A 25,083-nucleotide genomic window follows, 5' to 3' on the forward strand; every position below is an offset into this window, starting at 1 on the left:
GCGCGGTGCGAGATTGCACCATGATCGACTGGGATGACGTTCGCTACTTTCTTGCCGTCGCGCGCGGAGGCTCGGTGCGGGCTGCCGCCGAGCGCCTCGGGGTGAACCACGCGACCGTGTTGCGACGCATCGGACAGCTCGAGGCACGCCTCGGGGTGCAAATGTTCGAAAAGCTGCCTTCGGGCTACCGCCTGACGACTGCGGGCGAGGAGGTTCTCGAGTTCGCGGACCAGATGGAAGCGTCGTCGCATTTGCTGGAGACGCGCATCTTCGGTCGCGACCAGAGCGCGCGCGGGCTTTTGCGGGTGACGCTTCCACCGTTCCTCGCGACACACCTGCTCATGCCGGATCTCGCCGATTTCGCGCGTATGCATCCGGACATCGAGATGGAAATCATGTCGACCGGCGAGGTGGCAAATCTGACCAACCGGGAGGCCGACGTGGCGATCCGCATTGTCGCCAACCGCAAGACTCTGCCGCTCAATCTTCACGGCCTGAAGGGACCGGAGCTGTTCAGCGGTGTCTACATGTCTCGCGATCGACTAGCCGCGTGGCGTGCGGGCACGCCTGATCCCATCCGGTGGATCGTCATAGACAATCATGGACTCCCGGCCTGGGCGCGCGAGGGAGAGGTTCACACCACGGGAGTTCCGTTCAGGACCCCGGACGCCGAGACGCAGATCGTTGCTGTACGGCAAGGGATCGGGATGACAAAACTGCCGTGCTTCGTCGGAGATGCTGACGCTCTATTGGTGAGGGTGCCGGGCACCGACCTGCCCATGCATGGGACGCTCTGGCTTCTCACGCAGGGGGAAACACGCAAGACGAAGCGCGTGCGGCTCTTTACTGAGTTCGTATCCGGAAGGCTCGCCGCGTACGCGCCGCTGCTCGCGGGACTGTCCGTATCGCGCGACTGACGCGCGGCGGGTCGCCGACCACCAATTTGCTGACGGTGGCGGGTCAGACCGACCTTTCGGACGTGTCTTCGGAGAGTTTTTTTGCGACAGGTCGGGTGAGAACCAGCATTTCAGCCCGGCAAGCATGCCTGCCGTAATGTTTTGACCGTTGAACGCTGAATTTAAAGGGCTATTTTTACTGCAATGCAGTATCTTGTCAGTCGGTCGCGATTGACGTACTCGAAGCCGAATTCGCCTTTAGACCGGTTTTAACAATAACGGTTGGTGGCGCTGCGTTTCCAGCGTCAACCACCTCATGACGTTGGGATGACGATGAGCCTCTATTCAGATTACCTCGCTGAAATCGAAAGCAGAAAAGCTCAAGGCCTCGCTCCCAAACCGATCGACGACGGCGCACTCACCGGCGAAATCATCGCCCTGATCAAGGACACCGGCAGCGAATACCGCGCCGACGCCCTGAAATTCTTCATCTACAACACCCTGCCGGGCACCACGAGCGCCGCAGGCGTCAAGGCCGCCTTCCTGAAGGAGATTATCCTCGGTGAGGCGATCGTCCCGGAAATCACGCCGACCTTCGCGCTGGAACTGCTGTCGCACATGAAGGGCGGCCCCTCGATCGGCGTGTTGCTCGACGTCACACTCGGCAGTGATGCCGGGCTGGCGAAGCAGGCCGGTGAAGTTCTGAAGACCCAGTTCTTCCTCTACGACGCCGACATGTTCCGGCTGCGCGATGCCTTCAAGGCGGGCAATGCCGTCGCCAAGGGCGTGCTGGAGAGCTATGCCAAGGCCGAGTTCTTCACCAAGCTTCCTGACGTCGCGGACGAGATCAAGGTCGTGACCTACGTCGCCGCCGAAGGCGATATCTCGACCGACCTGCTGTCGCCCGGCAACCAGGCGCATTCGCGTTCGGACCGTGAGCTGCACGGCCAGTGCATGATGACGCCGCAGGCGCAGCAGGAAATCGTGGCGCTGCAGAAGCAGCATCCCGACAAGCGCGTGATGATGATCGCCGAAAAGGGCACGATGGGCGTGGGCTCGTCGCGCATGTCCGGTGTGAACAACGTGGCGCTGTGGACCGGCAAGCCGGCCAGCCCCTATGTGCCCTTCGTCAACTTCGCCCCGGTCGTCGCCGGCACCAACGGCATCTCGCCGATCTTCGCGACGACGGTGGACGTGACCGGCGGCATCGGCGTCAATCTCAAGAACTGGGTCAAGAAACTCGACGCGGACGGCAAGCCGATCCTGAACAACGACGGAAACCCGGTCCTCGAGCAGAAATTTGCGGTCGACACCGGCACCGTCCTGACGCTCGATGCCAAGGGCAAGAAGCTGCGCGACGAAAACGGCAAGGAACTGGTCGACGTCGCTGCCGCCTTCACGCCGCAGAAGATGGAGTTCATGAAGGCCGGCAGCTCCTATGCCATCGTGTTCGGCAAGAAGCTGCAGACCTTTGCCGCCGAAACGCTCGGCGTTGAGCCGACCCCGGTTTTCGCTCCGAACAAGGAGATCTCGGTCGAAGGCCAGGGCCTGACCGCGGTCGAGAAGATCTTCAACCGCAACGCCGTGGGTGTGCTCGGCGGCAAGGTCTTGCATGCGGGCTCGGACGTGCGCGTCAAGGTCAACATCGTCGGCTCGCAGGATACCACTGGCCTGATGACGGCGCAGGAGCTGGAAGCGATGGCGGCCACCGTCATCTCGCCGATCGTCGACGGCGCCTATCAGTCGGGCTGCCACACGGCATCGGTGTGGGACAAGAAGGCGCAGGTCAACATTCCGAAGCTGATGAGCTTCATGAACAATTTCGGCGTGATCACCGCGCGCGATCCCAAGGGTAGCTATCATGCGATGACCGATGTCATCCACAAGGTGCTGAACGACATCACCGTGGATGACTGGGCGATCATCATCGGCGGCGACAGCCACACCCGCATGTCCAAGGGCGTCGCCTTCGGTGCCGACTCCGGCACTGTGGCGCTGGCGCTGGCGACCGGCGAGGCGACCATGCCGATCCCGCAATCGGTCAAGGTGACCTTCAAGGGCGCGATGCAGCCGCATATGGACTTCCGCGACGTGGTCCATGCGACCCAGGCGCAGATGCTCAAGCAATGCGGCGACAATGTTTTCCAGGGCCGGATCATCGAGGTCCATCTCGGCACGCTGCTCGCCGACCAGGCCTTCACCTTTACCGACTGGACGGCCGAGATGAAGGCCAAGGCGTCGATCTGCATCTCGCAGGACGACACGCTGATCGAGTCGCTCGAGATCGCGAAATCGCGCATCCAGATCATGATCGACAAGGGCATGGACAATGCCGCGGGCACGCTGAAGGGCCTGATCGCCAAGGCCGATGCGCGCATCGCCGAGATCCGTTCGGGCGAGAAGCCGGCACTGACGCCGGACGCCAATGCGAAATACTTCGCCGAAGTCGTCGTCGATCTCGATATCATCGACGAGCCGATGATCGCCGATCCCGACGTCAACAACGCCGATGTGTCCAGGCGCTACACCCACGACACGATCCGTCCGATTTCTTATTACGGCGGCACCAAGAAGGTGGACCTCGGCTTCGTGGGCTCGTGCATGGTGCACAAGGGCGACATGAAGATCGTCGCCCAGATGCTCAAGAACATCGAGAAGGCCGAAGGCAAAGTTGCGTTCAACGCGCCGCTGGTCGTCGCCGCCCCAACCTACAACATCATCGACGAGCTGAAGGCCGAAGGGGATTGGGAAATCCTGCAGAAGTATTCCGGCTTCGAATTCGATGATGTGAAGCCGAAGACATCGAACCGCACCACCTACGAGAACATCCTGTATCTCGAGCGCCCGGGCTGCAACCTGTGCATGGGCAACCAGGAAAAGGCGGAGAAGGGCGACACCGTTCTGGCGACCTCAACCCGCCTGTTCCAGGGCCGCGTCGTGGAAGACACCGCCGAGAAGAAGGGTGAATCGCTGCTGGCCTCGACCCCGGTCGTGGTGCTGTCGGCGATCCTTGGTCGCACGCCGAGCGCCGAGGAATACAAAGCCGCGGTCGAAGGCATCGACCTGACCAAGTTCGCACCGCCCAAGATCGGTGCGATGGGCGCCTCCGTCCACTACTAGGATGGAGAGCGAGAGCTGTTAAAAAATTGGCGCGGCAGGTGAACATCTGCCGCGCCGCGGGGCTGGTACGCGAGCGGGCATCAATCGCGTGGTGTATGACATCACGAGCAAGCCGCCGGGGACGATCGAGTGGGAGTGACGCTACTTCAGGGCGTTGTAAATTTCCTTGTACCCATCGTGATAGCTTTTCGTGAAATCCGCGTACTTAATGTCCGCCAGTATCGGCGGGATGTCGCATTTTTCGAGTAGAGCAGGCGGGATTTTGATATCAGTTCCGGAAAGCTGCCGCGCAAGGAACGACTGCCATTCCTTTAGAGCCCACATCGAATCAACGGATTTTCTAGATAAAAATGCGATCATTGTTTGAGATGACGCCAATCCAGACGATATTTTTGAAACTATTGAATCGCCAACTCGAATTTTATTTTCGTCTAGCCAGCATTTCACACCTACATGCATTAAATCGTCGTGCACCATTCGGACCCAACCTTTGTCGGCCGATGCGTGGCAAAGAAAGACTTCCTTCGATCCGTCGAGTTGTCCGAACTCGCCGAACATTCGTCCTTCAAACAAGCTGTCCTCGATCATCGATTTTTCGGCCCAAAGTGAGTGAAGCGAGCGGGCATCTACGTCCCACCGTCCATACAACGCTATATCCGTAAGCACTTTATCGATTTCTTCCTTTCGATTCAGAAGGTCGCCCAACGTCGGCTCTCTCAAGAGCTTTAGTTGGATGTCATATGTGCCGAGAAAACTTAGAGGATGGCCAATGTAACATATGGCAGTTTTCTCGGTTGCATCGTCGTCGTAGTATAGCACGCGCCCTTTGTGTTTTCCGCCGAACACAAAGACGGGCCCATATTCAAGTTCATGCATAGACATCTCGCGCGGTTTGTACTCGCAATCTTTGATGAAGACTCTCACGATGCTTATGTTCTGTCTATGGTCTCTGGCGAAGGTCGATATCGAGATAGAAGCTGCGGTCATGCTTTTCGCTCTTGCGAGCTAAGCTTCACCAATCACCCACTTGGCTGGCAGGTAGGTGGGTAGAAATTTAGTCTGCCAGACGCGTTTCGCTGGAGCTTTACGTTTCGCTATTGCGCAACGTCTAGCTGCTCCCCATCCCGGACTAGAAGTGGCAACGTTTGGCGTGTTTCCAGAAGGAATGGTGATCCGCGACGGCATCGCGATGCTGCATAAAGGCAGCTGATTTACGAGCGCTATGCCGGCGCTCTGAGCCGCACAAGCCGCATCTCGCGATGTCGGTGACCAAGTTCTTCACCAATCGCTGACGGCAAGATCGATCCGCAGGCGCCGAGGCCCTTTACTCGCCGGTCGGTGGCTTGCCGGTGAAGATCGCCAGTTGATCGGCGAAGGCGCGCTTGTAGGCGGGCCGCGCTTCGCCACGGGCGATGTAGGCGCAGAGGTTCGGATAGTCCTCCAGTAGTCCCGACCCGTTCAATCTGCGCAGCACCGTCACCATCAGCAGGTCGCCGGCGCTGAACCTGCCGTCGAGCCAGTCGGCGTCACCAAGGCGGATGGACAGGTCTGCCAGTCGGGCGCGAACGCGATCGTCGAGGATCGGCAGGCGCGTCGCGTACCAGGTCTTGTCGCGCTCCGTGAGCGTGGCGGCTCCGCGTTCCACGATCGGCGGCTCCACGGTGCTGAGCGCGGCGAACATCCAGGCGATCGCGCGCGCCCGGGCATTCGCATCGTCTGGCAGTAGGCCCGGATGGCGTTCCGCGATATGGAAGACGATCGCCCCCGACTCGAACAGCATGAGATCGCCGTCTTCGTAGGTCGGGATCTGTCCGAAGGGATGAAGCCTGCGATGCGCGGGTTCTTTCATCTCAGCGAACGACAGCAGACGGACGTCGTAAGGCTGGCCCACCTCTTCGAGCGCCCAGCGAACGCTCATGTCACGCGCCAATCCCCTTCCGCGATCGGGAGACCGTTCGAAGGCGCTAATCGTGGGCATTGTTTCTCTCCACCTGGGTGTTTCACATCCCTAGGACGAACAACCGGCGCGTCTCCCGACAGCCGATTTCGATTTTTGGCCGCGGAATTTCGCGGGCCGAACCTGTCATCGGGCCCCGCCGGACTACGGATATTCTTCGAAACCGAGAGCATTGACCATTGAGCGAGCTGCTAACTTAGAGATGAAATTACGGAACGTCACACGCTCGATTCAGAATGATCAAAGATGAGATGGCTGTTCGAGTGAAGGACGGTCGCCTGCAGCGGTCGCCAGACGACATGCGACTGATCAATGCACCCCCGCTCAAACGCGGGATGTGCGTCATTCTCCGCGATGTTACGACTGGCTCACCATCCTCCCGGAGAGCCTTCATGTCCGACGCGCCTGCACCGAGCCAAGCCCCCACCGCCGCCGAGACCGATCCGAACACGCTCGGCTTCATGCAAGGCTTTCCGCCGCCGCAGGACAAGCTCATCACCTTTCACGACGGCTCGTTCCGCAACTTTCCCGAGCTGCGCTGGGCCTGGAGCAATGTCCGCCAGCTCGTGCCAACGGTGAATGTCTGGCGCGGCGCGGGCGGCGCTTCGGTGTTGCCGCGCGCGGAGCGCGATATCGGCGGCATCACGTCGACCACCATGGACGGCCGGTCGATGACCTTCGCACGGATGTTCGACGAGACCTATGCCGACGGCATTGCCGTGCTGCACAAGGGCAAACTCATTTACGAGCGTTATGCCGGCGCGCTGAAGCCGCACAAGCCGCATATTGCGATGTCGGTGACCAAGTCGTTTACCGGCACGCTGGCCGGAATTCTGGTGGCCGAAGGCAAGATCGATCCGCAGGCGCCGGTGACCGATTATGTGCCGGAGTTGAAGGCCACGGCCTTCGGCGATGCTGATGTGCATGAGGTCATGGATATGACCACGGGGCTCAAATACACCGAGGTCTATACCGACAAGAATTCCGATGTGTGGGGACTGCGACGTGCCAATGGCATGGCGCCGATCCCGCCGGACTATGAAGGCGCAAGCGACATCTTCGCCTTTCTCTGCACGCAGCAGAAGCAGGGCGAGCATGGCAAGGCCTTCGCCTACAAGACCGTCAACACCGACGTGCTGGCCTGGATCGTCCGCCGTGCCAGCGGCATGACGCTGTCCGATCTGTTGTCGGAACGCATCTGGGCGCCGATGGGTGCGGAGGAGGACGCGCATTATCACGTCGACCGCATCGGCACTGAGAGCGGTGGCGGCGGGCTGTCGACGACGCTGCGCGATCTCGCGCGCTTCGGCGAGGTGATGCGCAATCACGGGCGCTTCAATGGCCGCCAGATCGTGCCTAGCGCAGTGGTCGAGGACATCGAACGCGGCGCCGATCCCGCCAAGTTCAAGCCGGCCGGCTACACCACGCTGCCTGGCGCGTCCTATCGCAACCAGTGGTGGGTGACCCATAATGAACACGGCGCCTATATGGCACGCGGCGTCTACGGGCAGGGGCTCTATATCGATCCGAAGGCCGAGATGGTGATCGCGCGCTACGCGTCGCATCCGGTCGCCGGCAATGCCGCCAACGATCCGGTGACGCTGCCGGCCTATATGGCGCTGGCGAAGGAACTGATGGCGGGCTGACCATCAGGGTTCGTGGAACCCGGGGGAACCCGGTCGGGAACCTTGGGGCAGGTTGGGCGTATGCTTGGCGGCCGACATCTTCCGTCGGCGCCAGGCGGACCCCTCCAGAATGATAAAACCCTTGTCCATCACTCCGTGGCTGCGCTGCTGGTGTGCGGCGCTGTTGATGTCATGCACCGTCGTCGCAACGGCGCCTCTGTATGCGCAGGAGCGGGCGTCTGGCGCGCGGGCTGCCCGCAGCAATCCGGCTGTCGCCACTGACGGTGCGACGCTGATTCATGGCAATTACTGCGGTGCCGGCAACCGGCCGGGCAAGCCACCCATCGATGCCCTCGATCTTGCCTGCATGAATCACGATGCCTGCACGCCGGCGAGCGGCATTCCTAACTGCGACTGCAACGCCAGGCTTCGCGACGAAGCGGCCGCAGTGGCAGGGGACCCCCGACAAGCGCCGGAGCTCCAGAGTCTGGCGGCATTGACCTCAGCGGCTGCGGCCGTGATGCTCTGCAAGCCGATGATCGATGCCGCAGTCCCTCCGGTGGTTGCTCCTGTCCCTGTGGCTCGGGACGCTCCTGCAGCAGGTGCGCCAGTGGCAATCACGCCGGCTCCTGTTGCTGGAGCACCTGTGTCGATTGTCCCTGATAGTGTCGCGCCCGTGGCTGCCGCTCCCGTAACGGACGTAACTGAAACCCCGCTGCCTGTCGCGCCAGTCACTGACGCTCCCGCGCCTGCCGTACCCGTGCCCAGGTCGACCGCGTTGCCCTGAGCAGACAGAGCCCTGATCGGCTCTTGCGCGCTGCGATCTTTCCGGGGCAATCATGAGTGCGAGTCCAGATGCGCCGACAGCGCAGCTCATGGCAGAGGGAAGCGCGCATGAAATTACTTGTCGCACGAGTCATGACGCTCGCATTCCTGCTGGGGCCTTTGGCGCTTGGCTCCGCAGCGCTGACGGCGGATCCCATCCGTGTCGGCGCGGTGCTGCCGTTTTCCGGCGGTGTCGAACTTTATGGTGAGCAAGCAAAACTCGGGCTCGATCTCGCTGCCAGGGAGATCAACGCGTTGGGTGGCATTCTCGGCAGGCCGCTCGAGATCATCTATGTCGATGACAAGACCCGGCCGGCCTCCGCCGAGAGCGCGATGCGGTCGGTGATCGACAGCGGCGTCGTGGCGGTTGTCGGCCCTGTTACCTCGGCCAACTTCAATGCGATCAGGCCGCTTGCCGAGAGCACGAAGACGCCGCTGCTTTATGCCACCAATTTCGAAGGCGGCACATGCAGCCGCTACATCTTCTCGTTCAGCACGGTGCCGAACCAGGATCTCGGCCAGTTGCTGCCCTATGTGAACGAGGCTGTCGGCAACACCTACTTCCTGCTCGGCGCCGATCGCGTCTGGCCGCACCAGATGTTCGACATTGCCAAGCCGCTGATCGAGAAGCTCGGCGGCACCATCGTCGGCACGCAATATACGCAGGGGACCGAGACGGACTTCACGCCGCTAATCAAGCAGGTGGCGGCGGCCAAACCGAAGGTGCTGCTGTTCGCGCTGAAGGGTGACGGCATCGATTTCATCCGGCAGGCCGATGATCAGGGCTTGTTCAAGGAGACCACGGTTGCATTCCTGGGATTGTCCGAGATCGATCTCGGCATCTTCAAGGGCAAGGGCCAGAACATGATCACCGTCGTGCCGTCGCTGGCGACCAGCGATGCGCCGGAGATGAAGGCGTTCGTCGCCAGGGTGCGGGCCTCAGCCGGCAATGACGTGCTGGTGTCGAACTATGTCATGACCCACTACAACACGCTGATCGCGCTCAAGGCTGCGATCGAGAAGGCAGGCCGTGTCGACAAGGAAGCGATCGTGGATGCACTGGCAGGGCTCACCATCCCGTCGCCGACTGGAACGGTCACCATCGATGCGAACCACTATGCGACCATGAGCATGTTCATCGCCAAGACGCAGGGCAGTGAATTGGTCACCGTCCGTGCGCTCGGCAGAATTCCGCCGCAGCCGGGTTGCACATTGGCTGGTCGCTGATTGCAACTGGCGAGCAGACGGCTGGTGTAAGTCGCGCGAGATTTCTTAACTCGGCATCGACACAATTCTGGATGAGTGAAGAGGACAACGAATGGCACGTGTGCGCTGTATCACCGAGATGGGTATGGGCGTCGACGTCCACGGTCGCGATGCCACCAAGGCTGCCAAGCGCGCGGTGTCGGATGCGATCCGCCATTCCAGCGTTGGCTTCTTCCGGATGGTCGGCAAGACGCCGCATGACATGTTCGTCGATGTGACCGTCGCGGTGCCGAATCCGGACGACGTCGACACGGCGGCGGTCGCGAAGGAATTACCTTACGGTACCGTGACCGTGACCGCGGTCAAAGGCGGCCTCGACATTCCAGCCGAGAGCGGCGGCGACGGCATTCTCATTGCCAATGCGGCGGTGATCGTGAGCCTCGACGACGGCAAGTAGAGGAAACTTGCCTCAGGCGACGATCTCGCTTCCGCGATCTCGAGAACTCCCTCCGGTCCTTTTCACGCTTGACTAATCCATAACTCACTGGTTATTGATCTGATCGATAACTGACGGGTTATGGATGGCGATGCCGAACACCTTCGATGTGCTCTTCAAGACGCTCGCCGATCCGACCCGGCGCGCGATCTTCGAGCGACTTTGTCGTGAGGGGGAGCAGACCGTCGCGGCACTGACCGCGCAAGCCGGGGTTTCGCAGCCGGCGGTCTCCAAACATCTCGGCGTGCTGAAGCAGGCGGGGCTGGTGCTCGATCGTCAGAGCGGCCGTCAGACACATTATCGATCGCAACCGGCGGCCCTGGCGCCGCTGCTCGACTGGACCAGCCAGATGGCCGGGTTCTGGGAGAGCCGGTTCGACGATCTCGAACAACTGCTGAAGAGGATGGACAATTGACCAATACTGCAGCCGAAACACGTTCCGTCGTCGTCGAGCGGGAATTTGGCCACGCGCCGGAAAAGCTCTGGCGCGCGCTGACCCAGCCGCATCTGATTGCCGAGTGGCTGATGAAAAACGATTTCCAGCCCGTCCTCGGGCACCGTTTTGATCTGAGCGCAAACTGGGGCGTGGTCGCTTGCCGGGTCACGGAAGTCGAGCCGAACCAAAAGCTCGCTTACACGTGGGAGGCCCTGGGTCTCGAGAGTGTCGTAACCTGGACGCTTACGCCTTCGAACAACGGGACACTGCTGCGGATGGAGCAGATCGGCTTCCGGCCGGATCAGGAGCAGGCCTATCAGGGCGCCAAGTTCGGATGGCCGCGCTTCCTGGCGTCGATGGAGCAGCTTCTGGCGCGACTGGACTGAATTCGGCCGACGCAGAATCTCACGCAACTTCCGCATTGCACTGAGGGTTACTCAACATGAACCTATGGATCAGATACGCACACCGCTGGCTGTCGCTGGCCTTTACCTTGACGGTCATCGCCAATTTCGCTGTCCGCGGATTTGGCGAGCCTCCAGCCTGGGTGACCTTCTCGCCGTTGCCACCGCTGTTTCTGTTGATGTTCAGCGGTCTCTATATGTTCGTGCTGCCCTATGCCGCAAAGTGGCGTAGAGCAACGCAGGGCAGTGGACGGATGAACGCGTGAATTGGAATGCGCATGGATATTTTTGATCGTCTCAAATCCGCTGCGGCCGATGACTGGTCCAGCTATGTCGATCATAGTTTCGTCCGACAGCTCGGCGCCGGCACGCTGCCAGAACCCGCGTTTCGCACCTATCTGGTGCAAGACTATCTGTTCTTGATCCAGTTCGCGCGCGCCTATGCGCTGGCGACGTACAAGAGCCGCTCGCTTGACGACATGAAGGCGGCCCAAGGCGGACTTGCGGCCATTCTCGGCGAGATGGAGCTTCACATAAAACTGTGCGGGAGGTGGGGATTGTCGCCGGCCGATATCGAGGCTGCGCCCGAGCTGCAGGCGACGGTGGCCTATACGCGCTTCGTGCTGGATTGCGGCGCCGCCGGCGATCTGCTCGACCTGCATGTGGCGCTGGCGCCCTGCGTGATCGGTTATGCCGAGATCGGCAAGAAGCTTGCGCCGGGTGGTGCCGACGCGCTCGGCAATCATCCGTATCGCGAATGGATCGGCGAATATGCCGGCGACGCCTATCAGGATATCGCGGTGAAAGCACGCCGCCATCTCGACGATCTCGCCGCGCGTGCGATGACCGAGCGGCGCTTTACGGAGCTCGCAAAACTGTTTGGCCAGGCATCAAAGCTGGAAGCCGATTTCTGGCAGATGGGGCTGGACGCGCGCTAGCGTGCGGCGGTGAGGGCAGAGCATGGCACCCGTCGAGGTCGATCCCGCGAATGTGCGCGAGTTCAAGAACGCTGACACCTTCTATAAATGGCTCGGCAAGAACCACGACAAGGCCGGTGAGATCTGGATCAAGGTTCACAAACTGAAGTCCGGCCTTCCATCGATCACGCCGAAGGAGGCGATCGATGTTGTGCTGTGCTGGGGCTGGATCGACGGTATCCGCAAGGGGCTGGACGAGACCAGCTTTCTGCAACGCTATTCGCCGCGCGGCAAAAAGAGCGTGTGGAGCAAGATCAATGTCGACAATGTTGCGCGCCTCGTCGCAGAGGAGCGCATGACCGAGCACGGCCTTGTCCATGTCGAGGCGGCGAAGGCCGATGGCCGCTGGGATCGCGCCTATGGCAGCGGCAAGGACATGGCGATCCCCGCCGATCTGCAGGAAGCGATCGATGCCGAACCGAAAGCCCGTGCGATGCTGGCCAAGCTCAGCGCCCAGAACCGCTTCTCACTGGCATTTCGGGTGCACAACATGAAGACCGAAGCCGGCCGCAAGAAGCGGATTGCGGCCTTCGTCGAGATGCTCAAGAAGGGCGAGACGATCTATCCGCAAACCAGAAAGTGAAGTGGCGTCACTCGTTGCTTTTCACTTCCGCTTCGGCCGCCTGATCGCGCGTACCTTGCCGCTGGCTCCGCCGCCGGCGAAGAACTGATCGGCACCATCTGACTCGAGGCCGGAGACGCCGCTGCCTGCCGGCAGTGCGAGCTTCTCAAGCGCTTCGCCGGTTTGCGGATCGATGCGCCTGATGTCGCTCTCGTCGTTTTCCCAGGTGCCGTGCCAGAGTTCGCCGTCGACCCAGGTGACGCCGGTGACGAAGCGGTTGCTCTCGATGGTGCGCAGAATCTTTCCAGTGTCGGGATCGATCTGGTGAATCTTGCGCTCGCGATATTGTCCCACCCACAGCGTGCCTTCGGCCCAGGCCATGCCGGAGTCGGCACCGCCGCCGGGCGCAGGGATGGTATTCAGCACGCGGCCGGTCGCCGGATCGATCTTCTGGATTCGGTCCTCGGCGATCTGGAACAGATGCTTGCCGTCGAATGCCGTGCCGGCATGAGCGGCGACGTCGATGGAGCGCACCGTCTTGCCGCTTGCGGGATCGAGTGCGTGGAGTTTGTCGCCGGATGCGAACCAGACCTGCGTGCCGTCATAGGTGACGCCGTGCACGCCGTCGACACCCTCGAAGGGGCCATATTCGCGGATGATTTCGGCTGCTGAGTTGGTCATGTAACTCTCCCTGATGATGTGACGATGACCCTAGTGATCCGGCAGCGGCGGCGGGAGTAACAACATCGTCGCGAGTCCTGGCAGGGATGGCGACGTCCAGCGGCGTGCTCGACCGCGACCGAGCGGCTGCACCTTATTCTCCACCGCCAGTTCGTCGAGTGCCCGCTGAACGCTGCGCTGGCTGGTGCCGAGCGCCAGCGCCAATGCAGAGCTCGACCAGGCTTCTCCATCGGCAAGAAGTGCGAGCACTGCGGCGTGTTCTTCCTCGACGGGCCGCGCCAGCACGATGACGTCGCGGGCGCGGCGCAGTACCAGCGCAAAACCGGGCTTGGTCGCGTTCACCTCGGCCAGCGGCGCAAGCAGTTTGCGCAGTCGTCCCATCTCGACGCGGAGCCGCGCGCGATGGGAGTCATCGGCATGTCTGGCGCGGAATGCGCGCGCCAGCAGCGTTTCGCGCGAAACATCCGCAGGCCATGCTTCGCCGAGTGCGCGGGCGAGGGCGAACAGGACGGGCCGGGTCGCCAGCGACAGCTCTGTTTTCTGACAGCGGATGACATGCCGGCACGCATCGATGACGATGGCTTTCGAATTCTGCAGCGCCTCGACATCGTCGAGCAGCAACACGCGTTGGCCGCCGCGTGCGATCAGACGCGCAGCGGGAGCATCGAGAAGTCGGGACGCCATGTCGACCTCGGCAGTGAGTGCCGGGATTGCAGCGAGCTTGGCGGCGCGCTGCGCGTCGGCAAGGGCGGCGCGGGACTTTTTCGCCTGCAGGCGGCGCATCGCGATGCCGGCTACGACCAGCGCGTGCGCCGTACGCAAGGCGGGTGGCAGAGGCGCGGGATCGAGCGCGCCGAGCTTTCGCTCGGCTTCGTCGAGACGTCCGATCAGGAGAAGGCGCCTGACGTCGAGATAGCCGCCATAGGCCGCATTCACATGGTCGCCATGGGCGTCGAGTGTCAGCCGTGCGGCGTCGAGCGTCTTGCTGGGCCAGTTCAGATCGCGCGAGACGAGGGCGATCTCGGCCTCGGCGACGATGCACCGCGCACGCGCCACGGGTTCCTTCGCACCGAAGGCGCGCGCGGCCCGTTTCACGAGATCCTTCGCGCGTGCGAAATCGCCGAGCTGAGCCATTGCGATGCCGCGCAGCGCGAGTGCCGGCGCGTCATCACGCAATGCAACACGCTTCAACGCACCCAGCGGATCACCCGCCGCCAGCGCATGACCTGCGGCGGTGATCAGGGAGTCCATTCAAATCCCGCCACACTTGTCACTCCCACCCGTCCATTGCCGGATCCTAATCTACCTCACGACGATCAACCGGCAAGTCGTGTCGGCAGCGCATGACGATGGACGAAAGTGGAGAGAAGACCATGACGGCACCGATGAAAACACCACCGATTGTGTCACCGCAGGCATGGGAGGCAGCGCGAACGGACATGCTCGTGAAGGAGAAGGCTGTGATGCGGGCGCGCGACGCGCTCGCTGCTGAGCGCCGGCGGATGCCGTGGATGGAAGTGAATAAGGCGTATGCGTTCGAGGGGCCTGGCGGAATGGTCAGCCTGCGCGATCTGTTCGCCGGCCGCCGTCAGTTGATCGTCTACCGCGCCTTCTTCGAGCCCGGCGTGTTCGGCTGGCCCGATCATGCCTGCCGCGGCTGTTCACTGGGTGCCGACCAGGTCGCCCACCTTGCGCATCTGAATGCCCGCGATACCACGCTCGTCTATGCCTCGCGGGCACCGCAGGCGGATATCGCGCGTTTGAAGGCGCGGATGGGCTGGGAGATGCCCTGGCTCACCATCACGGACAGTTTCGACGCCGACTTCGGTGTCGACGAGTGGCACGGGCATAACGTGTTCTTCCGTGACGGCGACCGCGTGTTCCGCACCTATTTCATCAACAGCCGCGGCGACGAGGCGATGGGGACCACCTGGAGCTATCTCGACGCGACGCCGCTCGGCCGCCAGGAGATCTGGGAGGATTCGCCCGAAGGCTATCCGCAGACTCCGACCTACAAATGGTGGAACTGGCACGACAACTATGTCGCCGGCGCCGCACCCGACAAGAAATGGGTCGAGGTCTCGGATGCCGGCGAGGCGACATTCCGGAAGACCGATGAGTAGCGTCCTCAACGATGTCATGGATCGTGCGAAGGCCTATCGCTGGAAAATGGGTGGTCTTGCGCCGGCCGCCGACTGGTTATGCCTTGCGGCCGCACCGGCCTTCGCATTGATGGCGCTGCTGACGGGTGTGCTCGATGGCAGTTCGCCGGACCTGCTCTGTTCAACGTCGCGCTCATCACCGTGGAGTGGAATGGCGGTGATGTACGCCCTGATGAGTTTGTTCCATACCGTGCCTTGGCTCAGGCTGATATCCGGCCGATACCGCCAATCGCAGTGGCGGACGTGACGGTTGTCGCGCGCTTCAGGCGCGCGACAACTTCTCGAACCGCTTGATCAGCCGCTCGCGCTTGAGGCGCGACAGGCGCTGGATCCAGAACATGCCGTTGAGCTGGTCGATCTCGTGCTGGTGGCAAACCGCACGCAGGCCGTCGGACTCTTCGAGCTGCGTATTGCCGTCGAGATCCTGATAGCTGATCCGTACGCGGGCGTGGCGCTGGATGTCGTCAGTCACGCCAGGCATCGAGACACTGTCTTCCTGATGCATGATCAGTTCGGGCGAGGCCCATGCGATCTCCGGATTGACGTAGGTGTGGGCGCCATTGACGGGATCGAGATCGAGCACGACCACGCGCAGCAGCACGCCGATATGCGGCGCGGTGATGCCGATGCCGGGAGCGGCACGCATGGTGTCGCGCAGATCGTCGGCGAGAGCGCGCAGCGCATCGTCGAATACCGTGACAGGTGCGGCCGGCTGCGCGAGGCGCGGATCGGGATAGCGGACGAGCGGGCGGACGGTCATTCCGGCAGCCCAGCCGCTTTCAGGGCGGCGGCATAGGTTTGCGCCATTGACTCCACGGGGACGGGGATGCGCGCAAAGAAAGCGGAGACCGTCAGCTCCGGTTCGATCGTAAGCAGCTCCTCGACCACCTGTGCGGCGCGTTCGTGCGCGTCGGTTTTGACGAGCGCCACGGCGAGCGCGCGGAGTGCGACGGCGAAGCGGCGGTTCTGCAGCAGCGCCTTATCGGCCCAGTTGATCGCTTCGGGATAGTTCTCGTCGATGATCGCGGCGATGGCCAGCGCACCGGAGACGAACCAGCCGTGCGGATCCAGCGGGTTCAAACGTCGTGCGCGGTCGAGCAGAGCGCGGCCGGCCTGCTGCTGTCCGCGCATGGTCTCGATCCATCCGGCCAGTGCGAGTGCAGTGGCGGAGTTTGGATTGATCGCGAGCGAGCGGCTGAACAATTCGATGGCCGCGTCCTTCGCCGTCTGTGGCTCGGCGAGATTCCAGATCGCAAACGCGGCCATCCAGAGGATTTGCGGATCGTTCGGCATCCGCTCGATGGCGCGATGCGCCAGCGCCAGGCCTTCGCTGCGATGGGCGTCGTCTGGGCTGATCCAGCCCTGGAAATGTCGCTGCGCATGGCAATAGGCCGCTGCTGCCATCGCGGGCGCGTAAGTCGGATCGAGCGCCAGCGCCTGATGCAGGCAATCCAGCGCCGCGGTCATGCTTTCGGGCGTGAAATCGTGTTGGTAGCCGGAGGCGCGCAGCAGCAGGTCATAGGCATCGGGCTTGTTCGGACGGCTGTGCTTGCGCCGTTCGATCTCGGCGATGCGCAGCGTGGGCTCGATGGCGGCGACGGCGCGTTCGGTGATGCGGTCCTGCAGGTCGAACACGTCGCTGCGGTCGCCATCGAACTTGTCGGCCCATAGATGCGCGCCGGAACGGGCGTCGATCAATTGCGCGATGATGCGCAGCCGCTCGCCGGCACGGCGGACGCTGCCTTCGAGCACGTAGTTGACGCCAAGCGTGCGGCCGACCTCGCGGATGTCGACCGGCTTGGACTTGTAGGTGAAGGACGAGTTGCGTGCGATCACGAACAGCCCGCTGCAGCGCGACAGCGCCGTGATGATCTCTTCGGCAATGCCGTCGCCGAAATAATCCTGCTCGGGGTCCGCGCTCATATTGTTGAAGGGCAGCACCGCGATCGATAGCCCTTCGGGGTCGGCGGCTTCGGGCAGGAGTTCCGTTGCGGGCGCGGTCACCACGAGCGGAGAGGGGCTGTGGGTCTGTTCGATGACCTCGCCGACGAAGCGAAACCCCTTCCGCGGCAAAGTGCGGATCAGCCGCTGCTGCTCGCCATTGTCGCCGATGGCCGTGCGGGCCGCGTTGACCCGGCTGCTGAGCGTCGCCTCGGACACGATGCGGCCGTGCCAGACTTGGGCCAGCAGATCGTCACGGCTGACGACCTTGTCGCGGGCGCGGATCAGGAATTCCAGCACATCGAACACCTGCGGCTCCACCGCCACCGTGTCCGTGCCCCGCCGTAGCTCCCGCCGGTCAGTGTCGAGGATGAATTCGTCGAACCGGAACAGCAAGATAGGGGGTCCAATACCTGTTGTCGCGCCAAGGCCTTGTGCGCAGGAGCGTCCCCTAGCACACCCCGTCTCAACGATAAATCATGGCCTTCTCAAGAGAAAATCGGAGAAATCTTCAAGCGAGGATGCCGGTACCGCGGCATGGTCCGCACATCGACGGCCTCAACCGTCATTGCCCGGAGGACCTGCACCATGACGAATGACAAGCGCGACACCAGCCACTTCAACCGCCGCAGCCTGCTGGGCGCGGCGCTCATGGGCGTCGCCGCGGCTCAGTTCGGCGGCATCGGCTCCGCCGCGGCGCAGGCCGCCAAGGCCGGCAAGCAGCTCCCGGCCATCAAGCGCGGCACGCATACGTCGTTCAAGCCGCTGAAGCAGATCAATGCCGGCGACCTCAGCGTCGCCTATGCCGAGGACGGCCCGGCCAACGGCCCCGTTGTGCTGCTGCTGCACGGCTGGCCCTATGACATCTACAGCTACGTGGATGTCGCGCCGCTGCTGGCCTCGGCCGGCTACCGCGTCATCATCCCGTATCTGCGCGGCTATGGCGGGACGCGCTTCCTGTCCGACGCGACGGTGCGCAATGGCCAGCCGGCAGCGCTCGCCACCGACATCGTCGCGTTCATGGACGCCCTGAAGATCGAGAAGGCGGTGGTCGGCGGCTACGACTGGGGTGGCCGCACCGCCGACATTCTGGCTGCGATCTGGCCCGAGCGCGTCAAGGCGCTGGTCGCCGTCAGCGGCTACCTAATCGGCAGCCAGGAGGGCAACCGCATGCCGCTGCCGCCGAAGGCTGAACTGGAATGGTGGTACCAGTTCTACTTCACCACGGAGCGCGGCCGGCTGGGCTACGACAAGTACCGGCACGACTTCGCCAAGCTGATCTGGAAGCTGGCCTCGCCGAAGTGGAATTTCGACGACGCCACCTATGACCGCTCGGCCAAGGCGTTCGAGAATCCCGATCACGTCGCCATTACCATCCACAACTATCGCTGGCGGCTCGAACTCGCACAGGGCGAGGCGAAATATGATGAGCTGGAGAAGCGGCTGGCGCAGGGGCCGGTGATTGCGGTGCCGACCATCACCATGGAAGGCGACGCCAATGGCGCGCCGCATCCCGATCCCAAGGCCTATGCGAAGAAGTTCACCGGCAAGTACGAGCATCGCACGGTGAATGGTGGCATCGGTCACAACCTGCCGCAGGAAGCACCGCGTGAATTCGCCCAGGCCATCATCGACGCCGACGCGATGGCACGCTGAGGGAGATCCGCGATGCGATGGATTCTTGCAGCGAGCCTCGCGGCAGGCGTGGTGTCATCCGTGGTGGTGGCGGCCTTTGCCGCCAACACGGTCAGTCCCGCCAACCTGTCGCCGATCTACGGCGTCGGGCTTCCCGATGGCTACCGCAAATGGGAGCTGATCGCGCCGGCGCAGGAGGCCGAGCCTCTGAATGAATTGCGCGCCGTGGTCGGCAACGACATCGCCGTCAAAGCCTATCGGGATGGCAAGCTGCCTTTTCCTGATGGCACGGTGCTGGTGAAGCTCGCCTGGAAGCACACCCAATCGCCTGAATTCGAAGCCGCCTCGATCCCCGGTGCCGCCACAACGGTTCAGGTGATGGTGAAGGATTCGAAGAAGTATGCCGCGTCAGGCGGCTGGGGCTTCGGCCGCTTCATCGACGGCAAGCCGGTGGATCAGGCACAGCATGAAACCTGCTTTGCGTGTCACGAGACACGCGTGAAGGAGCGGGATTACGTGTTCACGAAGTGGGCGCCGTAAGCGCCCACTTCACGAGACGCCGACCTCGGCCAGAAACGCCGTCAGGAAAGCCTCGGTCCGCGCGTGGCGTTCCTGCGCCATGCGTCGGCCGGTGGTGGTGTTGAAGCCGTCCGCGAGCGTCAGCAGTTTGGCCGGCAGGTGGTCGATCGCAAAATTGCGATCGTCAAAGGCGCGACGGCGTGCAGCGGGATCCTCGGGATCGTACAGCAGGGACTGCATCCGCCCGGCGGTGTAGAAGCAGCGCGCGATGCCGATGGCGCCGATAGCATCCAGCCGGTCGGCATCCTGCAGGATCTGCGCCTCGATCGTCTCGGGCGTGATCTTGGCCGAGAAACTATGCGCCGCGATGGCGTGGGCAACGCGCTCGAGCCGCTCGGTCGTCCAGCCAAACGGGGCGAGCAGGGTCACCGCGTGTTCGGCAGCGAGGCGCGAGGCACTGGCGCGGAGCGGTGAGCTCTTCTCGACGGCGACGCAGTCGTGCAGCAGCGTCGCCGCTGCCAGAATTTCGGGATCGCCGCCTTCGGCTTGCTGGATGATGCGGACGTTCAACCAGACGCGCGCCAGATGCGCGACGTCATGCGAGCCATCGTCGGTCTCGATGTGATGCAGAAGTGAAGAGGCCAGCGTTTCGAACGGAGCGAAGGCGGCAGCGATACCGGTGATCTCAGTCATGGCGTCGTTGTTAGATTGGCCGCCGGGCGTTGCCAAGCGTGTTTTGATGTCATTAGATTCGGATTGCGAACGGGTAGAACTCAGGCGGCAAGGCTGAGTGTGTATGCCGTTTTATCGCCGAAGCAGCATCATGAGGAATTGTGGCCAATAACCCCGTCAACAGCCTTAGCGCCTTGCTTGAGCAGAGCAGCGATAATTTGGCTCTGATCATCGGAAACGGCATCCACCGATACGTAGAATCGAAACGTGTAAATTCCTGGGATCAGCTGCTCGTCGAGATTGCTCAAGAGTGCTCGCCCGGGCTTGTCGAGGTACCACATGGCACGACGCTTACAGAATTTTATGATGTGCTGGAGCTCTTGTCTGGGAGTAAGATCGGTGTTCTGCAGGAGCAATTTTGTGCGCTCCTGGACGGTTGGGATGTACTCCCACATCACCGGAAGATCATGAACTGGGCAGTACGACACTGTACTCCAGTGCTCACGACGAACTTCGATCAAGTGTTGAGCGATGCCGTCAATGCACAGTTTTGGCGTCCGCAAAATCCGAAATTTACGAGTTACTACCCGTGGGAGTGTCACTTTAGCCAAACAGCTATCACTGATCCGTGCGCTTCTTTCGGCGTTTGGCACATTAACGGGATGGTAAAATACAAGCGAAGCATTCGCTTGGGACTTAGCCACTATATGGGGTCGGTTCAGCGAGCCCGGACTTGGCTTCATCGCAGCGGCGCCGCCCCTCTCTTTGGAGCAAAGGATCGTCGCATTTGGGCAGGTGCGAATACCTGGATTCATGTTGTATTCAATAGGTCCTTGCTCATCTTTGGTTTGGCTCTTGAAGAAAACGAAGTCTTCTCCGCTGGCTTCTGATTGAGCGTGCCAAGTACTTCAAGAAATTTCGCGAGCGCTTTCATCCAGCTTGGTATGTTTACAAAAACGACATGTCTGACGACAGGCAGGCCGGAAAGCTCTTTTTCTTGGAGTCGATGGGAGTCAACTGTATCGCGGTTCAGACGTTCGGAGAGATCTACGACAATGCAGGTTGGTTGTCCTGACGTGCCAGCTCAACGCATTTGTAATGTCGCTCGCACCCGCGGGGAACGACGCCGCTATCGCTTCAACAGCTCATACACCTTCGGATCGTCCGCGCAGGCCTTGAAGCCGCATTCGAGCAAGGTCGAGGCGACGTTCGCAGCCGTCAGGCCGATCACGAGCCAGACGGCAACATGCGCGATCACGCTGGGCGCGGAGTAAGCAGCGGGATCCTTCTCGAATTGCCGGTCGAACAGCAGCACTAGCGACAACAGAACGATGGCTGCGATGAAGCCGATCAGTGCCCAAGTGTAATAGTGATAGCCGAACAGCGCGGTGCCGAAGCCGGGATCGCCGGGCATGATGTGCAGCAACACCTGCCGGGTCGAGACGGTGGCGCCGACGACGGCTGCAAGCAGTGACAGCGCGTAATGGCTGGCGCGCGGGCCGAAGCGAATGTTGAGGATCGGGCCGATGGCCAGCAGCGCAAACATGATCCGCTGCAGCAGGCATAGCGGGCAGGGCAGTTCGCCCAAAATGAACTGCGCAGCAAAGGCGGCCGCCAGCAGCGCGGCGAGGGCGTAGAGTGCGAGGACGTTGAGGGCGATAGCGCGATGTGAGGTCATGATGGCCTCAGAACGACAGTTTCAGCGCGTCGGTGGCGTGGTGCAGGAAGGTCGCCACGCAGGCGATCAGCACCACGGCGAACAGCGACAGCGAGAGCGTGCGGCTGCGATACCATGCGACGAGCATGGTGATGGCGATTGCCAGGAAAAGTGCGGTGAACTCCATGGTCGCTCCGGCGCTGAATGTGTCCGGTATCTTACGACAGATTCGCTGGCGCCCTGTCGCGTGTCATCTGCGTCAGTCGGCACTCTCCGCCACGGTCGCACCTGTCTTGCCGGTGTAGTTGGTCACGGCATCCCGAAAGGCATGGACCTCGCTGTTCAGGGCGATCAGCCGTTCCGGCGTCATGCCGGCCGCGGCGAACAACGTCTCGCCGAGGCAGCGTGCCTTCTCGCGCAGCGCCGTGCCTTTGGCCGTGAGGCTGACGACGACCTGCCGCTCGTCTTCCGGATTTCGCCTGCGCGCGACGAAGCCGGCCTGCTCGAGCCGCTTCACCAGCGGCGTGACCGTGCTCGATTCCAGCGCCAGCCGGTCGGCGATGCCGCCGACGCTCTGTGCGCCGCCCTCCCACAATGTGCTCAGCACGAGATATTGCGGGTAGGTGATCTCGAGCGCGTCGAGCAGCGGCTTGTAGGCGCGGCCGATGGCCATGCTGGCGCTGTAGAGCGAAAAACAGAGCTGGTGATCCAGCGGAATGTCGGCGGGCACCACGGCAACTCTCCTCACGTCGATATCACAATAATGTATATCGCGATAAATAAATATGGACAAGGCGGCCTGCTCAAGCCAATAAACATATCGCGATATTAGTTATCGCAATATGTAATTTGACCAAGGTTCTTCCGCCAGCCCGGTGGAGAGCGCCCGGTCCAAGCTTCGATGGAGACCAGCATGACCGTCCCACAGGGAACCGCCAGCCTGCCGGCCGTAGCGAGCGGAGACCTCGCACGTTATTACCTCGTCCGCGGCATCGTCGCGGCGGCCTGGGTGGCAGCCGCCTTCACCGTTGGCGTCTCGTCGCCCGGGGCCGCCGCCATCCTACTGGTCAGCTATCCCGCCTGGGATGCACTTGCGAACTGGTTCGATGCCCAGGGCAGCGGCGGCTTGCTGGCCAATCCCTCGCAGGCGCTGAATGTGGGGGTGAGCCTCATTGCCGCACTGGCCGTGGCCATCGCCTTGCGCACGGGGATGAATGCCGTACTCGCGGTGTTCGGCGTCTGGGCGGCATTGGCGGGCCTCGCGCAACTCGTGACCGGCGTTCGACGCTGGCGCGCATTCGGTGCGCAGTGGGCGATGATCCTGAGCGGCGCGCAGTCAACCGCGGCCGGCCTGTTCTTTGTCAAGCAGGCGGGCGGCGCCACAGTGCCGACGATCGTGGATATCGCGCCCTATGCCGGTTTCGGCGCCTTCTATTTCCTGGTGTCGGCGCTGTGGTTGATCTTCGCGAACCGCAGGCGTCCGGCCTGAGATCTGAGGACAAACCGATGATGCCGACCCCAGCATCATCGGCCGCCTCTGTGGATGATCGCGGATTTGCTGTCAGCCGCTGCTGCCTGATCTGCTAGTCAGGTCAGAACGACGATCACTCTTGGCAGGCACGGCGAGATCTCATGGCCATCACCATCTACGGCATCAAGAATTGCGACACGATGAAGAAGGCACGCGCCTGGCTCGATAGCCACGATGTCGCCTACAGCTTCCATGACTACAAGGCCGAGGGGATCGACAAGGCGCGGCTGCAGCGCTGGGCCAAGGAGGTCGGCTGGGAGACGCTGCTCAATCGCGCCGGCACCACGTTTCGCAAGCTCGATGACGCTGCCAAGGAAGGTCTGAACGAGAGCAAGGCAATCGCGCTGATGCTCGAGCAGCCCTCGATGATCAAGCGGCCTGTGCTCGATCTTGGCGGCAAGCTTGTGGTTGGCTTCAAGCCGGAGATTTACGCAAAAGACGTAAAATAGCGATCAGTCGATCTCGACGACGTCGCCGGCTGCGAGCCGGTGCGGCGCACGATAGGACAGGCTGCGATCGATCACCGCGCTGAGTTTCGGCACCGGCACGGTGTGATGGCCGCGCATCAGATTTTTGATTTCGAATCCACCGTCCTCGCTGATCGTCTTGAGCGACGCGATGATATGGGTGACGCCATCGCCTGATGAGAACGGCATCAGCATCCGCTCATAGGCGACAAGACGTCCGTTGACATCGTCGATCATCGAGACGGTGTAAGTCGGCAACTCGCGTGCGATACATTCATGATAGGCCGGCAGCACGACAGGACCGAGGATCGGGCCGAGATAGTCGTCGAGATAGCGGCCCTTGCCGGTGGTACCATAGGCGCTCGCCATGCGGGTGCCGTTACTGTCGATGATGAGCCGCGGCGGTGCGGTGCTGTGATCAACAATGTAGTCGACGAGATCGGGACGTTCGTCGTCCATCCGATCCGGGCGATAGTTTGTGATATCGGGCAGGGCCTGTTGCGGCGCATAGAGGCGTAGCCAGCAGTTCAGCAGATCGCGCTGCCGAATGGACTTCACCACGGACGCGTCGGCGCTCTGGAAGTCCACGGCAATGATCCCCCTGATATCGATCGAGGGTAGTATGAGTACAGCGAGCAAATAATCAATGAACGCGGGAAGTCGCCTCGCAATACAATTAACGAGCGATTTTCAAAGCTCCTTGCGGCGCAAACAGGTGACGCGTTCTGCGCGGTAGACCGGTCGCAGGCGGACTCTGCTTTCCGCATGCGCAGGGGGCTAACTGCCTACGACTAAGGGCGAAGTCGGTGCGACAGGCAGTCCACCCAATTCTGCCGCATTGCACCTTGCGTTCGCCGTCGCGTTGACGGCATATTCGCGCCACTCGATGTGGCCGCGCGGGGATGACTTTCAGTTTCCCTGAAATGTGGCTGCGCAAAAAGTTGGCCACTGGCGGAGACACACGCCGGGAAGGTCGATGGGGGAAATTTGCTTGACCGATGAGTTCATTCTCGAAACCAACGGATTGACCAAGGAATTTGCGGGCTTTTTCGCAGTCCGCGATGTCAGTCTCAAAGTTCGCCGCGGTACCATTCACGCATTGATCGGCCCTAACGGGGCCGGCAAGACGACGTGTTTCAATCTGCTGACCAAGTTCATGCAGCCGTCCGCCGGCCAGATTTTCTACAAGGGCAAGGACATCACCGCGACGGCGCCCGCCGACGTGGCGCGCCTTGGCCTCGTACGTTCGTTCCAGATTTCCGCGGTGTTTCCGCATCTGACGGCGCTGGAAAATGTCCGTGTTGCACTGCAGCG

Annotated in this window: 30 protein-coding genes and 1 pseudogene; 20 read left to right on the top strand and 11 right to left on the bottom strand. The window is 62.0% G+C overall.

Translation table 11 applies throughout. The annotated features are described in order from the left end of the window. Positions 1–20: 20 nt before the first annotated feature. From BLW80_RS27515 to BLW80_RS31040, 3 genes and pseudogenes are all read left to right on the top strand, one after another. The gene (locus BLW80_RS27515; protein ID WP_093761494.1) at positions 21–917 is read left to right on the top strand and encodes a LysR family transcriptional regulator; all 897 of its coding nucleotides are present in this window, start codon (positions 21–23) and stop codon (positions 915–917) included. Positions 918–1,229: 312 nt separating this feature from the next. Continuing rightward, positions 1,230–4,016 (top strand): bifunctional aconitate hydratase 2/2-methylisocitrate dehydratase, encoded by a 2,787-nt coding sequence (locus BLW80_RS27520; RefSeq protein ID WP_093761566.1) that lies wholly within the window; start codon positions 1,230–1,232, stop codon positions 4,014–4,016. 76 nt (positions 4,017–4,092) lie between these two features. Then, positions 4,093–4,155: pseudogene (locus BLW80_RS31040) on the top strand (GMP synthase (glutamine-hydrolyzing)); the annotation flags it as partial. A gap of 2 nt (positions 4,156–4,157) precedes the next feature. Here BLW80_RS31040 and BLW80_RS27530 read toward each other — a convergent pair. Beyond that, complete coding sequence (locus BLW80_RS27530; protein WP_093761496.1) at positions 4,158–5,003, bottom strand: toll/interleukin-1 receptor domain-containing protein; 846 nt, start codon at positions 5,001–5,003, stop codon at positions 4,158–4,160. A gap of 337 nt (positions 5,004–5,340) precedes the next feature. Beyond that, entirely contained in the window at positions 5,341–5,994 is a 654-nt protein-coding gene (locus tag BLW80_RS27535; protein ID WP_093761498.1) for a glutathione S-transferase family protein, read from the bottom strand. A 371-nt stretch (positions 5,995–6,365) separates the two neighbouring features. Here BLW80_RS27535 and BLW80_RS27540 point away from each other — a divergent pair, with 371 nt between their 5' ends. From BLW80_RS27540 to BLW80_RS27580, 9 genes are all read left to right on the top strand, one after another. Then, complete coding sequence (locus BLW80_RS27540; RefSeq protein ID WP_093761500.1) at positions 6,366–7,619, top strand: serine hydrolase domain-containing protein; 1,254 nt, start codon at positions 6,366–6,368, stop codon at positions 7,617–7,619. A 121-nt stretch (positions 7,620–7,740) separates the two neighbouring features. Beyond that, positions 7,741–8,385: a hypothetical protein gene (locus tag BLW80_RS30645; protein WP_210185359.1), complete on the top strand. Its 645-nt coding sequence runs from the start codon at positions 7,741–7,743 to the stop codon at positions 8,383–8,385. Between the two features lie 107 nt (positions 8,386–8,492). Then, entirely contained in the window at positions 8,493–9,650 is a 1,158-nt protein-coding gene (locus BLW80_RS27550) for a substrate-binding protein (RefSeq protein WP_170849825.1), read from the top strand. Positions 9,651–9,741: 91 nt separating this feature from the next. Continuing rightward, positions 9,742–10,086: a Lin0512 family protein gene (locus BLW80_RS27555; RefSeq protein WP_089263881.1), complete on the top strand. Its 345-nt coding sequence runs from the start codon at positions 9,742–9,744 to the stop codon at positions 10,084–10,086. 130 nt (positions 10,087–10,216) lie between these two features. Then, positions 10,217–10,540, top strand: a complete 324-nt coding sequence (locus BLW80_RS27560; RefSeq protein WP_093761570.1) for an ArsR/SmtB family transcription factor — start codon at positions 10,217–10,219, stop codon at positions 10,538–10,540. After that, entirely contained in the window at positions 10,537–10,947 is a 411-nt protein-coding gene (locus BLW80_RS27565; RefSeq protein WP_093761504.1) for an SRPBCC family protein, read from the top strand. Before BLW80_RS27560 ends, BLW80_RS27565 begins: the two co-directional genes overlap by 4 nt. Positions 10,948–11,003: 56 nt before the next feature. Next, positions 11,004–11,231 carry a hypothetical protein gene (locus tag BLW80_RS27570; RefSeq protein ID WP_093761506.1) on the top strand — a complete coding sequence of 76 codons (228 nt, stop codon included), beginning with the start codon at positions 11,004–11,006 and terminating at the stop codon, positions 11,229–11,231. A 12-nt stretch (positions 11,232–11,243) separates the two neighbouring features. Next, on the top strand, positions 11,244–11,903 hold the full coding sequence (locus BLW80_RS27575) for a TenA family protein (protein ID WP_170849826.1): 660 nt from the start codon (positions 11,244–11,246) through the stop codon (positions 11,901–11,903). A 22-nt stretch (positions 11,904–11,925) separates the two neighbouring features. After that, the gene (locus BLW80_RS27580; RefSeq protein WP_093761510.1) at positions 11,926–12,525 is read left to right on the top strand and encodes a YdeI/OmpD-associated family protein; all 600 of its coding nucleotides are present in this window, start codon (positions 11,926–11,928) and stop codon (positions 12,523–12,525) included. A gap of 21 nt (positions 12,526–12,546) precedes the next feature. On the opposite strand, the gene BLW80_RS27585 is transcribed toward BLW80_RS27580, so the two are convergent. Together BLW80_RS27585 and BLW80_RS27590 are read right to left on the bottom strand one after the other, a co-directional pair. Beyond that, on the bottom strand, positions 12,547–13,185 hold the full coding sequence (locus tag BLW80_RS27585) for a Vgb family protein (protein ID WP_093761512.1): 639 nt from the start codon (positions 13,183–13,185) through the stop codon (positions 12,547–12,549). 30 nt (positions 13,186–13,215) lie between these two features. Further along, positions 13,216–14,436 (bottom strand): winged helix-turn-helix domain-containing protein, encoded by a 1,221-nt coding sequence (locus tag BLW80_RS27590; protein ID WP_093761514.1) that lies wholly within the window; start codon positions 14,434–14,436, stop codon positions 13,216–13,218. Between the two features lie 122 nt (positions 14,437–14,558). On the opposite strand from BLW80_RS27590, the gene BLW80_RS27595 reads away from it, so the two are divergent. After that, positions 14,559–15,308, top strand: a complete 750-nt coding sequence (locus tag BLW80_RS27595; protein ID WP_093761572.1) for a DUF899 domain-containing protein — start codon at positions 14,559–14,561, stop codon at positions 15,306–15,308. Next, a complete protein-coding gene (locus tag BLW80_RS27600) occupies positions 15,301–15,594 on the top strand; it encodes a hypothetical protein (protein ID WP_502688640.1) in 294 nt (97 codons plus the stop codon). The genes BLW80_RS27595 and BLW80_RS27600 overlap by 8 nt, the downstream gene beginning before the upstream one ends. Positions 15,595–15,609: 15 nt before the next feature. Here BLW80_RS27600 and BLW80_RS27605 read toward each other — a convergent pair whose 3' ends face one another. Both BLW80_RS27605 and BLW80_RS27610 read right to left on the bottom strand, forming a co-directional pair. Next, complete coding sequence (locus BLW80_RS27605) at positions 15,610–16,107, bottom strand: peptide deformylase (protein ID WP_093761516.1); 498 nt, start codon at positions 16,105–16,107, stop codon at positions 15,610–15,612. Continuing rightward, on the bottom strand, positions 16,104–17,684 hold the full coding sequence (locus tag BLW80_RS27610) for a winged helix-turn-helix domain-containing tetratricopeptide repeat protein (protein WP_093761518.1): 1,581 nt from the start codon (positions 17,682–17,684) through the stop codon (positions 16,104–16,106). The genes BLW80_RS27605 and BLW80_RS27610 overlap by 4 nt, the downstream gene beginning before the upstream one ends. A 255-nt stretch (positions 17,685–17,939) precedes the next feature. Here BLW80_RS27610 and BLW80_RS27615 point away from each other — a divergent pair, with 255 nt between their 5' ends. Continuing rightward, positions 17,940–18,944 (top strand): alpha/beta fold hydrolase, encoded by a 1,005-nt coding sequence (locus BLW80_RS27615; RefSeq protein WP_244528472.1) that lies wholly within the window; start codon positions 17,940–17,942, stop codon positions 18,942–18,944. Positions 18,945–18,956: 12 nt separating this feature from the next. After that, the gene (locus tag BLW80_RS27620; RefSeq protein ID WP_093761520.1) at positions 18,957–19,463 is read left to right on the top strand and encodes a cytochrome P460 family protein; all 507 of its coding nucleotides are present in this window, start codon (positions 18,957–18,959) and stop codon (positions 19,461–19,463) included. Positions 19,464–19,472: 9 nt separating this feature from the next. Here BLW80_RS27620 and BLW80_RS27625 read toward each other — a convergent pair whose 3' ends face one another. Further along, positions 19,473–20,135, bottom strand: coding sequence for an HD domain-containing protein (locus BLW80_RS27625; protein ID WP_093761522.1), 663 nt, complete (start codon positions 20,133–20,135; stop codon positions 19,473–19,475). Between the two features lie 140 nt (positions 20,136–20,275). Between BLW80_RS27625 and BLW80_RS30105 the strand changes: the two genes are divergently transcribed. After that, positions 20,276–21,004 (top strand): SIR2 family protein, encoded by a 729-nt coding sequence (locus BLW80_RS30105; RefSeq protein ID WP_139285960.1) that lies wholly within the window; start codon positions 20,276–20,278, stop codon positions 21,002–21,004. Positions 21,005–21,243: 239 nt separating this feature from the next. On the opposite strand, the gene BLW80_RS27635 is transcribed toward BLW80_RS30105, so the two are convergent. The 3 genes from BLW80_RS27635 to BLW80_RS27640 form a co-directional block, all read right to left on the bottom strand. Then, the gene (locus tag BLW80_RS27635) at positions 21,244–21,792 is read right to left on the bottom strand and encodes a disulfide bond formation protein B (RefSeq protein ID WP_093761526.1); all 549 of its coding nucleotides are present in this window, start codon (positions 21,790–21,792) and stop codon (positions 21,244–21,246) included. 7 nt (positions 21,793–21,799) lie between these two features. After that, positions 21,800–21,958 (bottom strand): DUF5993 family protein, encoded by a 159-nt coding sequence (locus BLW80_RS30545; RefSeq protein WP_170849827.1) that lies wholly within the window; start codon positions 21,956–21,958, stop codon positions 21,800–21,802. Between the two features lie 72 nt (positions 21,959–22,030). Beyond that, entirely contained in the window at positions 22,031–22,519 is a 489-nt protein-coding gene (locus BLW80_RS27640; RefSeq protein ID WP_420878644.1) for a MarR family winged helix-turn-helix transcriptional regulator, read from the bottom strand. A gap of 165 nt (positions 22,520–22,684) precedes the next feature. On the opposite strand from BLW80_RS27640, the gene BLW80_RS27645 reads away from it, so the two are divergent. Both BLW80_RS27645 and BLW80_RS27650 read left to right on the top strand, forming a co-directional pair. Further along, complete coding sequence (locus BLW80_RS27645) at positions 22,685–23,260, top strand: DUF308 domain-containing protein (protein ID WP_093761580.1); 576 nt, start codon at positions 22,685–22,687, stop codon at positions 23,258–23,260. Positions 23,261–23,403: 143 nt separating this feature from the next. Further along, complete coding sequence (locus BLW80_RS27650) at positions 23,404–23,751, top strand: ArsC family reductase (RefSeq protein ID WP_093761528.1); 348 nt, start codon at positions 23,404–23,406, stop codon at positions 23,749–23,751. Between the two features lie 3 nt (positions 23,752–23,754). Here BLW80_RS27650 and BLW80_RS27655 read toward each other — a convergent pair whose 3' ends face one another. Then, complete coding sequence (locus BLW80_RS27655) at positions 23,755–24,357, bottom strand: PAS domain-containing protein (RefSeq protein ID WP_093761530.1); 603 nt, start codon at positions 24,355–24,357, stop codon at positions 23,755–23,757. 403 nt (positions 24,358–24,760) lie between these two features. On the opposite strand from BLW80_RS27655, the gene BLW80_RS27660 reads away from it, so the two are divergent. Next, positions 24,761–25,083 (top strand): ATP-binding cassette domain-containing protein (locus BLW80_RS27660; protein ID WP_139285961.1); only part of this gene is annotated, 323 nt, incomplete at its 3' end.

It is taken from the genome of Tardiphaga sp. OK245, assembly GCF_900108575.1.
Lineage (GTDB): Bacteria > Pseudomonadota > Alphaproteobacteria > Rhizobiales > Xanthobacteraceae > Tardiphaga > Tardiphaga robiniae.